The following is a 14,981-nucleotide window of genomic DNA, read 5'->3' as shown; positions in this document are numbered from 1 at the left end:
ACCTTCTGTTTCTACCATGACACGCGTACCTGAAATTCCCTCAGCAAGACAAGCAATTCGCCAGATTATCCGGCAGCGCAGACGCGCACTGACTTCAGACCAACAACAGCATTTTGCCGAACAGGCTGCTCATCGCATGATGGCGTATCCGCCCGTGATGATGGGTCAGAACGTGGCGCTGTTTCTCTCTTTCGACGGTGAACTTGATACTCGCCCGCTCATTGAGCAGCTCTGGCTCAGCGGAAAGAAAGTGTATCTGCCGGTTCTGCATCCGTTCAGTCCTGGAAATCTGTTGTTCCTTTATTACCATCCCCATTCCGAACTGGTTGTGAACAGGCTGAAAATTCAGGAGCCGAAACTGGACGTGCGCGACGTGCTGCCGCTCAATGAACTGGATGTGCTGATTACACCGCTGGTCGCGTTTGACGCGCAGGGCCAACGATTAGGTATGGGCGGTGGGTTTTACGACAGGACGCTGCAAAACTGGCAACAGCACGGCCTGCAGCCGGTCGGTTACGCGCATGATTGTCAGCAGGTGGAGACTCTGCCTACAGAGAAGTGGGATATTCCGCTGCCCGCGGTGGTAACGCCATCGAAAGTATGGGAGTGGTAATACATATTTTCCCGGTGGTACGTTGCTTGCCAGGCCTACAAAACGGAAAGACGTAGGCCCGGCAAGCTTTGCGCCGCCGGGCAGAAATATCTTATCAGTAAAGCAGACGCGCCCGAATAGTTCCCGGAATCGCCTTCATGCTTTGCAGTGCTTTTTCCGCAACATCTTCTTCCGCTTCGATATCAATCACCACATAGCCCATCTGCGGCGTTGTTTGCAGATACTGCGCGGCAATGTTCACACTCTGCTCGGCAAAGATCTGGTTGATTGCCGTCAGCACACCCGGACGGTTTTCGTGGATGTGTAACAGACGACGGCCGCCGTGCAGCGGCAGCGACACTTCAGGGAAGTTAACCGCTGACAGCGTAGAACCGTTATCGGAGTATTTAGCCAGCTTGCCTGCCACTTCCAGACCAATGTTCTCTTGCGCTTCCTGAGTTGAACCGCCAATGTGCGGCGTCAGGATCACGTTGTCGAATTCACACAATGGGGAAGTGAACGGATCGGTGTTGGTTGCAGGTTCGGTCGGGAATACGTCGATAGCCGCCCCGGCAAGATGCTTGCTCGCCAGCACCTCACACAGCGCAGGAATATCTACTACCGTGCCGCGTGCGGCGTTGATCAGCAATGAACCCGGCTTCATCAGCGCCAATTGTTCCGCACCCATCATATTTTTGGTGGAGGCATTTTCAGGCACGTGCAGGCTCACCACATCGCTCATGTTCAGCAGGTCAGACAGATGCTGTACCTGTGTCGCGTTGCCGAGCGGCAGCTTGCTTTCTATGTCGTAGAAGAAAACGTGCATCCCCAGCGATTCTGCCAGAATACCGAGCTGCGTGCCGATATGGCCGTAACCGATAATCCCCAGCTTCTTGCCACGCGCCTCAAAGCTGCCCGCAGCCAGTTTGTTCCAGATCCCGCGGTGCGCCTTAGCGTTCGCTTCTGGAATACCACGCAGCAGTAACAGCAGTTCGCCAATCACCAGCTCTGCCACGGAACGGGTATTCGAGAATGGCGCGTTAAAGACCGGAACGCCACGCTTCGCCGCAGCACTCAAATCGACCTGATTAGTGCCGATGCAGAAACAGCCGATGGCCACCAGTTTCTCCGCCGCCTGAATAATGTCTTCAGTCAGTTGAGTACGGGAGCGCAGGCCGATGAAATGGGCATCACGGATCGATTCTTTCAGCTGCTCTGCGTCGAGCGCGCCTTTGTGATATTCAATATTGGTGTAGCCTGCCGCACGAAGGTTATCGAGTGCTTTTTGATGCACGCCTTCCACCAGCAGAAACTTAATCTTGTCTTTTTCCAGTGATACCTTAGCCATTTCCCCGCCCTGTCTGTCTTGTATCGTTGTTGTGGTGAACGAACGTCCACCTCAGCAACATATCAAAAAAAACTATTGCAGCAATATGAACGTTTGCGTCGGCGTGCTGAAGAAATGTCATTCAGTGGAAATTAGCAGCATAAAATGCTGGATGGATAGATTGAGGCAGAGAGTTAATCAGAAGCAGTCGATAAATGTGACACAAGTCACCGAATTTCGCCTGTCGGAAATTTTTTACGGGAGCCAGGCAGCTCCCGTCAGATCATTTCACGATAGTTTTGACACCATCGGCGGTGCCAATCAGCGCCACATCCGCGCCACGGTTGGCGAACAGGCCGACGGTCACCACACCAGGAATCGCGTTAATCGCGTTTTCCAGTGCAATCGCGTCGAGGATCTCCAGCCCGTGCACATCAAGAATAACGTTGCCGTTATCAGTGACCACGTTCTGACGATATTCCGGGCGACCGCCCAGTTTCACCAGCTGACGTGCCACTGCGCTGCGCGCCATCGGGATCACTTCCACCGGCAGCGGGAAATTACCGAGGATAGCCACCTGCTTGGAGGAATCTGCAATGCAGATAAACTTGTCGGCAACGGAGGCGATGATTTTCTCTCGGGTCAGCGCCGCACCACCGCCTTTAATCATCTGCATATGATCGTTAATCTCATCAGCACCATCAACGTAGACGCCCAGGCTGTCCACTTCGTTGAGATCAAACACGTGAATACCTAAGCTTTTAAGCTTTTCGGTAGAAGCGTCCGAGCTGGAAACGGCACCTTCAATCTGGCCTTTCAGGGTGCCCAGCGCGTCGATAAAGTGCGCGGCGGTCGAGCCCGTACCAACACCTACGATGGTTCCCGGTTGTACATATTGAAGTGCTGCCCAGCCAACTGCTTTTTTCAGTTCATCCTGCGTCATGATTTTTGCCTGTGATGTGATGGGATGCCGCGCATTATAGACTATTCACCTCAGAAATGTCCTTACAGACGACAAGTGTTGCGGCCCCAATTTGGTCCTGTATCTAACGTAGATTTATGTCATAGTGCGGATAACACAAGATGAGGAGTCAGTCAGAACAATGAAACGTCCGGACTACAGAACACTACAGGCATTGGATGCGGTTATTCGGGAACGCGGGTTTGAACGCGCCGCACAAAAGCTGTGTATTACCCAGTCCGCCGTCTCCCAGCGAATCAAACAACTGGAAAACATGTTCGGGCAGCCTTTACTGGTGCGAACCGTGCCTCCTCGTCCGACCGAACAAGGACAGAAACTGCTGGCGCTGCTGCGTCAGGTTGAGCTACTGGAGGAAGAGTGGCTGGGCGATGAGCAAACCGGTTCCACGCCGCTGCTGCTGTCGCTGGCGGTCAACGCCGACAGTCTGGCAACCTGGCTGCTGCCCGCGCTGTCTGCGGTACTGTCTGATTCGCCGATTCGCCTGAACCTGCAGGTCGAAGATGAAACGCGTACGCAAGAACGTTTGCGTCGTGGTGAAGTGGTGGGTGCGGTCAGTATCCAGCCACAGGCTCTGCCAAGTTGTCTGGTCGATCAGCTCGGTGCGCTCGATTATCTTTTCGTCGCATCAAAATCATTTGCGCAACGCTACTTCCCCAACGGCGTAACGCGCTCTGCTCTGCTGAAAGCACCGGTAGTGGCGTTTGACCATCTCGATGATATGCATCAGGCCTTTTTACAGCAGAATTTCGATCTGCCGCCAGGCAGCGTACCGTGCCATATCGTGAACTCGTCGGAAGCCTTCGTGCAACTGGCGCGTCAGGGCACCACCTGCTGTATGATCCCGCACCTGCAAATCGAGCGTGAGTTGGACAGCGGCGAGCTTATCAACCTGACGCCGGGCCTGTTCCAGCGCCGGATGCTGTACTGGCACCGGTTTGCGCCGGAAAGCCGTATGATGCGTCGGGTAACCGATGCCCTGCTGGGGTACGGGCACAAAGTTCTGCGCCAGGATTGATCAAAAACGCCGGGTTTCCCCGGCGTTTTCATTTATAGCACTACGGCTTTTTATTCCGCTTTTTTCTGCGGCTCAGCCTGCGTCGGTTCAAGCTGGAAGACAACGTCGACCTGGTCGTCGAACTGAATAGTGGGTTGTTCGTAGGTTTCCTGCGCGGAAGGTGCGGCTGCCGCATCGGCCTTCATCATGCGAACCATTGGGCTCGGCTGATAGTTAGACACGTGATAACGCACGCTATAGACCGGGCCGAGTTTGGCGTTAAAGCCGGAAGCCAGCTCTTTTGCCTGATGCACAGCATCGTCGATCGCCGCTTTACGGGCTTTATCTTTGTACTCTTCCGGTTGCGCAACGCCAAGCGATACGGAACGGATTTCATTCAGACCCGCTTTCAGCGCGCCGTCCAGCAGCGAGTTGAGCTTATCCAGCTGACGCAGCGTGACTCCAACGGTACGCACTGCCCGGTATCCTTTCAGAATGCTTTTGCCATTCTGATAGTCATAATCCGGCTGAGTACGGAGGTTGGCAGAACTGATGTCTTTTTTAGCGACATCATTTTTCTCAAGGAAAGAGAGATACTGGGATACGCGATCATCGGCCTGTTTCTTCGCCGTTGCAGCATCTTTTGCCGCCACGTTGACTTCAATCGCCAGGGTCGCGATATCAGGCGCTGCGTCTACGCTTGCCGTTCCGGAGGTAACAATGTGCGGTCCATCTGGCAACTCATTTGCCTGTACCGACATCGCGCCGAATCCCACTAATGCCGCCAGGGCCATCACTTTAAACTTCACTGTCGTTCCTCCTTGTTACGTCTTGACCCCAAAACAGGGCGCATGCCTGCAAGCTTAGCTTCTGAGGACTAAATGTCCATAAGACAAGGCTTAGTTGAACAAGGCGTGAACATGTGAGATGCCATCTTTCGCCAGCTGGAAGGCGATAAACCACATCACCAGGCCGACCAGGGTATTAATGGTGCGCTGCGCTTTGGCAGTGCGTAAACGCGGGGCCAACCAGGCGGCGAGCAGAGCCAGGCCAAAGAACCACAGAAACGAAGCACTCACAGTGCCAAGCGCGAACCAGCGTTTTGGCTCTGCGCCCAACTGCCCGCCGAGGCTGCCGAGCACCACGAAGGTGTCCAGGTAAACGTGCGGATTAAGCCAGGTCACCGCCAGCATGGTGGCAATAATCTTCCAGCGGCCCTGTTTCATCACTTCCGCGCTGGCAAGCTCCATATTGCTGCCCATCGCCGTTTTCAGCGCGCCAAATCCGTACCATAACAGGAACGCAACGCCGCCCCAGGTGACGAACGCCAGCAGCCACGGCGACTGCGTCAGTAATGCGCTGCCGCCAAACACGCCGGCGCATATCAACACTAAATCACTGACAGCACAAAGGAAGGCAATCATGATGTGATACTGACGGCGAATGCCCTGGTTCATGACAAACGCATTCTGCGGCCCAAGAGGAAGGATCATGGCTGCGCCGAGGACAAGCCCCTGAATATAATAAGATAACACGATAGCTTTACTCACAAGTGTTCGTTAATGACCAGACTATAACGCGCGATTATCATTAGCGGAAATGGATAATGCCAATCCCTTATTAGCCTTACTAATAATGCACACTCCTTGCTCGAATGCATATTCATTCATCAGACGTGAGTTATACTGCACATTGTATTTTTCTGGTGCCCTTCCCTTTTCACTTTCTCAAGGACAGATCATGAACTTAAAGGCGTTTTTAGTGCAGAGCGCTGCCCTCGCCCTGCTCATTTCGATATCGCCGGTTCAGGCGGAAACCGTATTGCGTTACACCGATCACGAACCGTTGAGCAACATGCGCACCAAAGTGATTAAAGACGTTTTCTTTGCCGCCATCGCTAAGGAGTCACACGGACGCCTGCGCGTGGAAGATCACTGGAACGGCGAGCTGTCGGTAAGCTATGACGCACTGAAAACGGTCAGCGAAGGGAAAATCGCGGATATGGGTATCGTGGTGCCGGAATACACCGCAGAACAATTACCGCTCCATCAGATCTTCAAAAGCTTCCCGCTGGGGCCAGATAACGGCGATGAGCAGGTGAAATTCTTCCATCGCGTGTTTCGTGATTTGCCGCAATTTTCTGCTGAGCTTGCCGCCAACAACCTGGTGAATCTGCAATTTTTCCTCGGCTATCCTGCTGCGTTCTTCTCAACCAGTCCTTCGCTGAAATACGACAATCTGCAAGACACCACCTGGCGCACCGCAAGTTTCTGGCATCAGGCATACCTGGAAAATGCGGGTGCAAAGGTTGTCAAAATGCCTTGGAATGCGCAAATCACCGACGCCTTGCGTAACGGAACACTAAGCGGCCTGCTGGTTAATCTGGACAGCGGAGATGACATTCACGCCTGGCAGGCGGCAAAAGAAGTTCGTGTTTCGCCACGTCTGTGGCTGGGACATGTTTATCTGCTGGTGATGAACAAAACGCGCTGGGAAAACCTGTCAGAAGACGATAAAGCCGCCATTCGTCGGGCTGCTGCGCACACAGAGAAAACACTGGGCGTGACGCTCGACGCTAGCCTGAAACAGATGACTCAGAACATGAGCCAGCAAGGCGCGCATGTTCGGACACTGACGCCGGAGGAGCTAAACACCTGGCTGCGCACCAGCCGTTATCAGGTCATACAGGCAGATTGGGTGGCGAAGCAGGAAGCCAACGGTGTCACCAATGCGGGCGAAACGCTGAACGCGGTGGCAAAACAGCTTCATATGATAACCAAAGAGTGATGTAAAAAAGCCCGCTCGCGGCGGGCTTTCGTTCAGTAAAGAGCCGACGTCAGGCGGCTTCGGACTGCTCTTTTGCACGTTTGAAGTTCACATCCATCTGCGGGAACGGGAAGCTGATGCCGTTGGCATCAAAATCTTTTTTCACTCGCTCCAGCACATCCCAGTAAACATTCATTAAATCACCACTGTTGCTCCAGGTACGGACCACAAAGTTCATGGATGAAGGTCCCAACTCATTCAGACGCACGGTGATGTCACGATCTTTTAAGATGCGCTCATCAGACTCAACGATATTGGTCAACAGCTGCTTGACCTTATCGATGTCTGAATCATAGGCCACACCAATGATGAACTCGTTACGGCGTACCGGCTCGCGGGAGAAGTTGATGATGTTCCCGGCGATGATTTTCCCATTCGGGATAACCACGATTTTGCCGTCGATAGTGCGCATGGTGGTGGAGAAAATCTGCACATTGAGCACAGTACCGGCCACGCCGCCGAGATCAACATATTCACCTGCACGGAACGGACGGAACATCACCAGCAGCACACCCGCTGCCAGGTTGGAGAGCGAGCCTTGCAGCGCCAGGCCGACGGCCAAACCTGCGGCACCGAGGACGGCGATAACCGATGCAGTCTGCACGCCTACGCGACCGAGCGCAGCAATCAGGGTGAAGGCAATAATCACATAGCGCAGCATTGCTGACAGGAAGTCAGCTACAGTGGCATCAATCTGACGCGCGCGCATCACACGGTTAACGGCATTCGAGACCAGTCGGGCGATAATCATCCCGATGACGATAATGGCGATAGCCGCGACGATATTTACCGCATAGCTCAACAGCAACGCTTGATTGCGCACCAGCCATGAGCCTGCGTGGTTTATACTGTCGACAACGTTCAAATCTTCCATCTGATAATCCTTATAGCTACCCTCACGGGGAATAAAACTCGACGAACCTGCAAACAGGCAGTGGGTTAAGGGTAAACAAGAATTGTCCGTTTTGCCAAGTAGTTCACAGAATTAAGCAAAATCATCCTGTTGAAAAGACAATAAAAAAGCCCGCTAAAAAGCGGGCTTAGGGCAGAAATTGGCTTCAAAAATTACAGAACGTCAACCGCGTTCAGCTCTTTGAATGCCTGCTCCAGACGAGTAATCATAGAGGTCTGAGCAGCACGCAGCCATACGCGTGGATCGTAGTATTTCTTGTTCGGCTGGTCGTCGCCTTTCGGGTTGCCCAACTGGCCCTGCAGGTAAGCTTCGTTTTCTTTGTAATAGTTCAGGATACCTTCCCACGTTGCCCACTGGGTATCGGTATCGATGTTCATTTTGATTACGCCGTAGCTTACGGAGTCTTTGATTTCCTGAGCAGAAGAACCGGAACCGCCGTGGAAGACGAAGTTCAGGCTGTTGTGCGGCAGGTTGTGTTTCTTGGACACGAATTCCTGAGAATCACGCAGGATAGTCGGGGTCAGAACCACGTTGCCTGGCTTGTACACGCCGTGCACGTTACCGAAGGAAGCAGCGATGGTGAAACGTGGGCTGATCGCGTTCAGTTTGGTGTACGCGTAGTCAACGTCTTCTGGCTGAGTGTACAGAGCGGATGCGTCCATATGGCTGTTATCAACGCCATCTTCTTCACCGCCGGTGCAGCCCAGTTCGATTTCCAGAGTCATGTCCATTTTGGCCATGCGCGCCAGGTATTTGGAGCAGATCTCGATGTTCTCTTCCAGAGACTCTTCGGACAGGTCGATCATGTGAGAAGAGAACAGTGGTTTACCGGTAGCAGCGAAGTGTTTTTCGCCAGCGTCCAGCAGACCGTCGATCCATGGCAGCAGTTTCTTCGCGCAGTGGTCAGTGTGCAGGATAACTGGAACACCGTAGTGCTCAGCCATCTGGTGAACATGGTGTGCACCAGAGATAGCACCCAGGATAGCAGCGCCCTGAGGAACGTCAGTTTTCACGCCTTTACCTGCGATGAACGCAGCGCCGCCGTTGGAGAACTGAACGATAACAGGTGCTTTAGCTTTTGCAGCAGTTTCCAGTACGGCGTTGATGGAGTCAGTACCCACACAGTTGACCGCTGGCAGTGCAAAGTTGTTCTCTTTTGCTACCTGGAAAACTTTCTGTACGTCATCACCGGTGATTACACCTGGTTTTACGAAATCAAAAATCTTAGACATGATTGTTTGTCCTGTATCGTCGGCATTTAGAAAAAACGTTTGTGCCACCGAATGCGTTACGGCGGCAAAAAATCAACGGGCAAGTTAACCCTGCCCGGAAGCATTACTTCTTAGCGCGCTCTTCGAGCATCGCTACTGCTGGCAGAACTTTGCCTTCCACGAATTCGAGGAATGCGCCACCGCCAGTGGAGATGTAGGAGATCTTGTCGGAGATACCGAACAGGTCGATTGCAGCCAGAGTATCGCCGCCGCCTGCGATGGAGAACGCTTCGCTATTAGCGATGGCATTAGCCACGATCTCAGTACCTTTACGGAAGTTAGGGAATTCGAACACGCCAACCGGACCGTTCCACAGAATAGTTTTGGCATTTTTCAGGATATCAGCCAGTTTCTGTGCAGAAACGTCGCCCAGGTCCAGAATCTGCTCTTCATCTTTAATGTCGTTAACAGATTTCAGGGTTGCTGGTGCAGTTTCGGAGAACTCAGTCGCCACGCGAACGTCAGTCGGAACTGGGATGTCGCAAGTGGTCAGCAGACGTTTTGCTTCTTCAACCAGGTCAGCTTCGTATAAGGATTTGCCCACATTGTGGCCCTGAGCGGCAACAAAGGTGTTAGCGATGCCACCACCAACGATCAGCTGGTCAGCGATTTTGGACAGAGAATCCAGAACGGTCAGTTTGGTGGAAACTTTAGAACCACCAACGATAGCAACCATTGGGCGAGCCGGGTTACCCAGTGCTTTACCCAGTGCGTCCAGTTCTGCTGCCAGCAGCGGGCCTGCACACGCGACGTCAGCAAATTTGCCGATACCATGGGTGGAAGCCTGTGCACGGTGTGCAGTACCGAATGCGTCCATTACGAATACGTCACACAGAGCAGCGTATTTCTTGGACAGCGCTTCGTCGTCTTTCTTCTCGCCTTTGTTAAAGCGAACGTTTTCCAGAACCACCAGTTCACCGGCAGCAACTTCAACGCCATCCAGGTAATCTTTTACCAGGCGAACTGGGTTAGACAATTTGTCTTTCAGGTAGTTAACTACCGGGAGCAGAGAGAATTCTTCGTTGTACTCACCTTCAGTCGGACGACCCAGGTGAGAAGTCACCATCACTTTAGCGCCCTGTTTCAGAGCCATTTCGATGGTTGGCAGGGACGCACGAATACGCGCATCGCTGGTCACTTTTCCGTCTTTAACCGGAACGTTCAGATCGGCACGGATGAAAACGCGTTTACCAGCCAGATCCAGATCGGTCATCTTAATTACAGACATGGTGAATCCTCTCGTTGATTCTAAAGTTTTGCAGACGCGACAGCGCCTTACCTGAAACCTGTATTGGCCATCGCTAACGTGGTGTCGAGCATTCGGTTAGCGAAACCCCATTCATTATCACACCAGACCAGCGTTTTGATCAGATGCGCACCGCTGACCCGCGTCTGCGTGCCATCGACAATGGCACTGTGCGGGTCGTGGTTAAAATCTATTGAGACCAACGGTAATTCCGTATAGTCAACTATACCATGAAATGCCCCCGCCGCCGCTTTTTGCAACAACTGGTTGACTTCACTCGCTTTTACCGGATGCTTCACGGTTACGCTGAGGTCGATTGCGGTGACGTTAATCGTCGGCACGCGCACGGCAATGGCTTCAAATCGATCATTAAACTGCGGGAAAATTCGGGTGATGCCAGCAGCCAGTTTAGTATCAACTGGAATAATCGACTGACTGGCCGCACGGGTACGACGTAGGTCCGGATGATACGCATCAATAACTTGTTGATCGTGCATCGCCGAATGGATAGTCGTAACCGTTCCCGATTCAATACCCCAGGCATCGTCGAGCAATTTGATGACAGGAATAATACAGTTGGTGGTACAGGATGCGTTGGAGACAAGACGGTGATCGCGTTGCAACTCGTGGTGATTGACACCGTAAACTACCGTTGCGTCGAGATCGTTGCTGCCAGGGTGTGAAAAGAGCACTTTCTTAGCGCCCGCCGCCAGATGCATTTCGCCATCGGCTCGGGAGCCATACACGCCGGTGCAATCGAGCACGACATCAACGCCCAGTTCACGCCACGGCAGCGCTTCAAGCGACGGCTCGTGTAGCAGGCGAATGACATCATCACCGACGTAAAGCTGCTCTCGCTCCTGGCGAACATCCCAGGCAAAGCGGCCATGGCTGGTGTCATATTTCAACAAATGCGCGATGCCCGCAGCATCAGCCAGTTCGTTGATTGCCACCACGGTGATTTCCGCACGACGCCCGGATTCATATAAAGCACGAACCACGTTACGTCCAATGCGACCGAAGCCATTAATCGCTACGCGTACGGTCATAGGTCTCCTGCAAGACTTTCCCTGAAGTGTGTGGCTGAGAGCGTAATCCAGCCTCACCTGGAAAGGAATCCTTGCTGTCGCAAACCGCGACTGATTGATTATTTGTCGAACATTTAATCGACTGAAACGCTTCAGCTAGAGTAAGCGAAACCTGGAATAAAGGGAATCCGTGACCCGCGACAGAAAACAGTTATCTGATCTACGTCACATTTTCCCATGCCCTTTTGCAGCGATTAAGAATAATTTACCCCTGCATTTCGCTGAGGGCTATTCACTCTGCCCATAATCAAACGAAACGATAGTCGCCTTCTTCGGTCATTGCCAGCGTCACGTCGGCAGGCACACTCTCGCTGAGAACGCGTTCGACATTTGGCCCGTCGGTACGTCGATAAAAAGCGATCGCGTCCTGCTTGCTCAGGCCGCCAGCCTGTTTTCTGGCAATAAGTCTCTGGCTCAACGCAGCCGCCGGGACGGTGATGAAAATCGAAAAATCACAATATTCCCGGAGTTTGCACCAATCTACATCGTCGCGCAGAAGCCAGTTACCTTCCACTACCACCAATGGCGCAGTCACCTGCAAGGCGTGCTCCTGCGGATCATGCCTTTGCCGGTCGTACTGCGGCCATGTGCCCTGCCCTTCACGGATTTGCCGCAGATTTCCCGCCAGCTTTGTGACGTCAAAGGTCTCTGGCGCGCCTTTATAAGGACGTAAACCTTCCGCGTCCAGCCAGTCGTTGTAGTGGTGAAAACCGTCCATCGGCAGCGTTTGCAACGCCGGGAGTTCGGGGTCCTGTGCGGCAAGCCACGCCCAGAACGCCGTAAGCGTCGACTTTCCGGTGCCCGGCGGCGCACTCAGGAAAACAATCGTTCGTTGGTGCGGGGAGGCTGCGTGTAGTCTCGCCAGTCTTTGCAGAAGGGGCTTATGGACGGTTTCAATATCCTGTTCACTAAAATGGGCAGCAACGTCAATCCCATTAATGGTCAGCATTATCTTCACGGCGTTAATTCCTTGAGAATTGCCGTTACTGCGAGGGCCAACGCGGTTTTGATCATCCCGATGAAGCGGCTTTCCGAGTACAACGCGAAATCGGCAAACTTCATGCTCTTCAGAGCGTTATACATCGGGGTGTTATCGGTTATCGCATTCACGTTACAGATAAAGTCCCAGGTCAGCTCATCCGTAAAACCCGGGGCGTTATCCTGCCCGCTCAGAAACTGATGGTACTGGGAAAAATGCGTGATATCGGCGTAGAGCCATTTATCCATTTTCCCCAGCGCATAGATCAGGCGGAGCGCCACATCGAGGTCATCGAGCGGCCCACTTTGCGCAAGTAACGGCTTCACTGCATATTCCACAATTTCCTCATCGTTATTGACGAATAACGACGGCAGAAAACGCTTAATTGCTTTCAGCAACAGCGTATTTGCCTCACTCATAAAGGCAGGCAAAGTGTCCTGAGCATTTAACTGCTCAAGCACCTCATCTTCAGTCAGTGCGGTCATTCGTCTCTCGATAAATCATCAGGAATGCAGGGAGTTTATAATATTACACGTTCGGTCTATACCGTTGATCAGCATAGTGTGCGTCCGCACACCTTCGTTGGTCCGGCTAATACCCTGAAGTAAATCCCCGGCGGTAACGCCGGTCGCACTGAACAAAATATCCTGGCTGCGCACCAGCTCGCCGAGTGTGTAGATATGGTTGACCGTCACACCCATCTCCGCGCAGCGGCGGCGCTCATCAACAGAAATTCGGCGATGCTCGTCGCTTTCTCCTTTTGCCTCACAAAAATCGATAAGTTCGGCCTGCATATCGCCTGCCATCGCCGTCACCGCGCAGGCGGAGAGCACGCCTTCCGGCGCACCACCCACGGTAAACATCACATCGAAAGCGTTAGCCGGTTGGCAGGTGAGCACGCTGGCAGCAACGTCGCCATCCGGCAAAGCAAACACCTTTACGCCAAGGGCTGACGCTTCCTGAATGAATGCCAGAGAGCGCGGCTTATCCAGCGTGACCATTTTTAGTTCGCTCAGCGGTTTGCCTAACGCGCGTGCCACATTGCGCAAATTATCACTCAGCGAGTCCGCCAGATTGATAGCCCCGCGCGCTTTGCGGTTCACCACCAGTTTTTTCATGTACATATCCGGGGCATGCAGCAGACTGCCGTGAGGGGCAAACGCCATTACCGCCAGCGCATTGCTTTGCCCCATGGCTACCATTCGGGTTCCTTCAATCGGATCCACGGCGATATCCACGCCCGGTCCGGTCCCGCTGCCGACCTGCTCGCCGATATACAGCATCGGGGCATTGTCGATTTCACCCTCGCCAATCACAATGCGGCCTTGCATCGGGATGTCATTCAGTGCCTGACGCATGGCGACCACCGCCAGGTCATCTATCGCATTCTTATCGCCGCATCCGGTTTGCGGCCAGGCCGCCAGCGCGGCCCGTTCCGTGGTGCGAATCAGCGACCACGCTAATGAATTCATTGCGCGGCCTCCCCTGTGTTGACCCCAAACTGCGCCAACAGATATTGCTCGGCCTGCTCGTTCCAGATGCCGTGCGTGGGTTCAACCAGCCGCGCCAGTTCCTGGAACAGCGGATCTGTTTTACCCTTCTCGGCAAAATCGGCAATCGCCGTCAGCGGCATGCTGACGCTGTTATAGATAAGCTTTTTGCCACCGGGAATGTCGGGCAGATTGAGTACCGTGTCCGGTACCGCATCCAGCCCACCAATGTGAGTCACCATAAAGGAAGGTTGCAATTGCCCGGCCGCACTCAGCGTGATGGCCTCTTTCATGTCGTCCGTTGATCCCCCCGACGTGCCGACGACGTGAGTCCGGTTGTAGTGCACGTTGTAAAAGTTAAACGGCACGCTGAAGTTTTTATCCGTCGGACCGGCGAAGAAGTTCAGACAACCATCTTCCGCCAGCAGCCCATCCGCCAGTTCCACCACCGCAGGGACGGCCGCGTAGACAAACACGTCGTCGAAACCAGCCCCGCCTGTCAGGGCGCGTAGTTCGTCCTGTGGATTTTCCATCTCGCGACTGTTGACGTAAATCAGCTCAATCCCTTTACTCGCCGCCAGCGTCACGGGCAGCAATTTCTCAGCCTGTGCCAGCCGCACGTCATCAATATCCACCACCACAATGCGCGATGGTTTTATCTCACCATTAATCGCGTAATCAATCGCACCAATTCCCATTGGGCCAGCACAGGCCAGTAGCGCCAGATTCCCGCCCGCTTTAATCCCCATCTGATGGTCATAAATATACGGTGTGGTGTGATAGTTCGCCTTATAAGCGCCGATGATGCAGCACATCGGTTCCGCAAGTGACGCTGCGGCAAAATAAGAACCGTTATACGGCAATACACAGCCAAGATTAATTGCCTGCTCGGGAATAATCATATAGGTGGCATTGCCACCGAAATGTTCATAGCTGTAGCCAGCGGAATAACCGCTCGATAACCCCATCGCCGGTTGCAAAACATAGCGCTCACCTTTTTTATATTTACCGCTGAGGTTTTTCCCAACCTCAACAATAACACCGGCACATTCATGCCCGGTAATAACAGGATGTTGCTCTAAATCATCCGGTACACGTTTATGCTCGCTACCCAACAATGCCGCTTTCCAGGTAGATAAGCAGACGCTGTCGGAAATAACGCTGACCAGCAGTTCGTTATCATTAATTTCAGGTAATTCAAACTCACGGATGCGGACATCCCGCGGACCATATATAGCCGCTACTTTGGTTTTCATTATTGACCTCGATAAAT

Annotated in this window: 15 protein-coding genes; 3 read left to right on the top strand and 12 right to left on the bottom strand. The window is 53.2% G+C overall.

Translation table 11 applies throughout. The annotated features are described in order from the left end of the window. Positions 1-16 precede the first annotated feature (16 nt). Complete coding sequence (locus MUU46_RS05115) at positions 17-613, top strand: 5-formyltetrahydrofolate cyclo-ligase (RefSeq protein ID WP_258964978.1); 597 nt, start codon at positions 17-19, stop codon at positions 611-613. 94 nt (positions 614-707) lie between these two features. Here MUU46_RS05115 and serA read toward each other — a convergent pair whose 3' ends face one another. Then, positions 708-1,940 (bottom strand): phosphoglycerate dehydrogenase, encoded by a 1,233-nt coding sequence (serA, locus tag MUU46_RS05110; RefSeq protein ID WP_159758513.1) that lies wholly within the window; start codon positions 1,938-1,940, stop codon positions 708-710. A gap of 262 nt (positions 1,941-2,202) precedes the next feature. Beyond that, the gene (rpiA, locus tag MUU46_RS05105; protein WP_159758515.1) at positions 2,203-2,862 is read right to left on the bottom strand and encodes a ribose-5-phosphate isomerase RpiA; all 660 of its coding nucleotides are present in this window, start codon (positions 2,860-2,862) and stop codon (positions 2,203-2,205) included. A 160-nt stretch (positions 2,863-3,022) separates the two neighbouring features. On the opposite strand from rpiA, the gene argP reads away from it, so the two are divergent. Then, positions 3,023-3,916, top strand: a complete 894-nt coding sequence (argP, locus tag MUU46_RS05100; protein WP_159758517.1) for a DNA-binding transcriptional regulator ArgP — start codon at positions 3,023-3,025, stop codon at positions 3,914-3,916. A 50-nt stretch (positions 3,917-3,966) separates the two neighbouring features. Here the strand turns inward: argP and MUU46_RS05095 are convergent, their stop codons facing one another. Together MUU46_RS05095 and argO are read right to left on the bottom strand one after the other, a co-directional pair. Further along, positions 3,967-4,704, bottom strand: coding sequence for an oxidative stress defense protein (locus MUU46_RS05095; protein ID WP_258964977.1), 738 nt, complete (start codon positions 4,702-4,704; stop codon positions 3,967-3,969). A 90-nt stretch (positions 4,705-4,794) separates the two neighbouring features. Beyond that, on the bottom strand, positions 4,795-5,430 hold the full coding sequence (gene argO / locus MUU46_RS05090) for an arginine exporter ArgO (RefSeq protein ID WP_159758633.1): 636 nt from the start codon (positions 5,428-5,430) through the stop codon (positions 4,795-4,797). Between the two features lie 205 nt (positions 5,431-5,635). Here argO and dctP point away from each other — a divergent pair, with 205 nt between their 5' ends. Then, entirely contained in the window at positions 5,636-6,682 is a 1,047-nt protein-coding gene (gene dctP / locus MUU46_RS05085; protein ID WP_258964976.1) for a TRAP transporter substrate-binding protein DctP, read from the top strand. A 49-nt stretch (positions 6,683-6,731) separates the two neighbouring features. On the opposite strand, the gene mscS is transcribed toward dctP, so the two are convergent. The 8 genes from mscS to MUU46_RS05045 all read right to left on the bottom strand — a co-directional run bounded on the left by mscS (position 6,732) and on the right by MUU46_RS05045 (position 14,964). After that, positions 6,732-7,595 (bottom strand): small-conductance mechanosensitive channel MscS, encoded by an 864-nt coding sequence (mscS, locus tag MUU46_RS05080; RefSeq protein WP_159758523.1) that lies wholly within the window; start codon positions 7,593-7,595, stop codon positions 6,732-6,734. Between the two features lie 191 nt (positions 7,596-7,786). Continuing rightward, positions 7,787-8,866 carry a class II fructose-bisphosphate aldolase gene (gene fbaA, locus MUU46_RS05075; RefSeq protein WP_110511960.1) on the bottom strand — a complete coding sequence of 360 codons (1,080 nt, stop codon included), beginning with the start codon at positions 8,864-8,866 and terminating at the stop codon, positions 7,787-7,789. A 103-nt stretch (positions 8,867-8,969) separates the two neighbouring features. Beyond that, on the bottom strand, positions 8,970-10,133 hold the full coding sequence (gene pgk / locus MUU46_RS05070) for a phosphoglycerate kinase (RefSeq protein WP_159758525.1): 1,164 nt from the start codon (positions 10,131-10,133) through the stop codon (positions 8,970-8,972). A 47-nt stretch (positions 10,134-10,180) separates the two neighbouring features. Next, positions 10,181-11,200: an erythrose-4-phosphate dehydrogenase gene (epd, locus tag MUU46_RS05065; RefSeq protein WP_258964975.1), complete on the bottom strand. Its 1,020-nt coding sequence runs from the start codon at positions 11,198-11,200 to the stop codon at positions 10,181-10,183. Positions 11,201-11,486: 286 nt separating this feature from the next. Beyond that, a complete protein-coding gene (locus MUU46_RS05060) occupies positions 11,487-12,197 on the bottom strand; it encodes a nucleoside/nucleotide kinase family protein (RefSeq protein ID WP_258964974.1) in 711 nt (236 codons plus the stop codon). Beyond that, a complete protein-coding gene (locus tag MUU46_RS05055) occupies positions 12,194-12,703 on the bottom strand; it encodes an MltR family transcriptional regulator (RefSeq protein ID WP_159758531.1) in 510 nt (169 codons plus the stop codon). The genes MUU46_RS05060 and MUU46_RS05055 overlap by 4 nt, the downstream gene beginning before the upstream one ends. A gap of 18 nt (positions 12,704-12,721) precedes the next feature. After that, complete coding sequence (glpX, locus tag MUU46_RS05050; protein WP_258964973.1) at positions 12,722-13,690, bottom strand: class II fructose-bisphosphatase; 969 nt, start codon at positions 13,688-13,690, stop codon at positions 12,722-12,724. After that, positions 13,687-14,964, bottom strand: coding sequence for a zinc-binding dehydrogenase (locus MUU46_RS05045; protein ID WP_258964972.1), 1,278 nt, complete (start codon positions 14,962-14,964; stop codon positions 13,687-13,689). Before MUU46_RS05045 ends, glpX begins: the two co-directional genes overlap by 4 nt. Positions 14,965-14,981 lie beyond the last annotated feature (17 nt).

This window comes from Scandinavium tedordense (assembly GCF_024764965.1).
Lineage (GTDB): Bacteria > Pseudomonadota > Gammaproteobacteria > Enterobacterales > Enterobacteriaceae > Scandinavium > Scandinavium tedordense.
The sequence above is the reverse complement of the archived record's forward strand: the minus strand, read 5'-3'. Positions and strand labels throughout refer to the sequence as shown.

Bases quoted from the DNA above. Each gene is read 5' to 3' on its own strand.
- MUU46_RS05055 (WP_159758531.1), bottom strand. From the start codon at position 12,703: ATGACCGCACTGACTGAAGATGAGGTGCTTGAGCAGTTAAATGCTCAG.
- mscS (WP_159758523.1), bottom strand. From the start codon at position 7,595: ATGGAAGATTTGAACGTTGTCGACAGTATAAACCACGCAGGCTCATGG.
- argP (WP_159758517.1), top strand. From the start codon at position 3,023: ATGAAACGTCCGGACTACAGAACACTACAGGCATTGGATGCGGTTATT.
- epd (WP_258964975.1), bottom strand. From the start codon at position 11,200: ATGACCGTACGCGTAGCGATTAATGGCTTCGGTCGCATTGGACGTAAC.
- fbaA (WP_110511960.1), bottom strand. From the start codon at position 8,866: ATGTCTAAGATTTTTGATTTCGTAAAACCAGGTGTAATCACCGGTGAT.
- serA (WP_159758513.1), bottom strand. From the start codon at position 1,940: ATGGCTAAGGTATCACTGGAAAAAGACAAGATTAAGTTTCTGCTGGTG.
- rpiA (WP_159758515.1), bottom strand. From the start codon at position 2,862: ATGACGCAGGATGAACTGAAAAAAGCAGTTGGCTGGGCAGCACTTCAA.
- pgk (WP_159758525.1), bottom strand. From the start codon at position 10,133: ATGTCTGTAATTAAGATGACCGATCTGGATCTGGCTGGTAAACGCGTT.
- glpX (WP_258964973.1), bottom strand. From the start codon at position 13,690: ATGAATTCATTAGCGTGGTCGCTGATTCGCACCACGGAACGGGCCGCG.
- MUU46_RS05115 (WP_258964978.1), top strand. From the start codon at position 17: ATGACACGCGTACCTGAAATTCCCTCAGCAAGACAAGCAATTCGCCAG.
- dctP (WP_258964976.1), top strand. From the start codon at position 5,636: ATGAACTTAAAGGCGTTTTTAGTGCAGAGCGCTGCCCTCGCCCTGCTC.
- MUU46_RS05045 (WP_258964972.1), bottom strand. From the start codon at position 14,964: ATGAAAACCAAAGTAGCGGCTATATATGGTCCGCGGGATGTCCGCATC.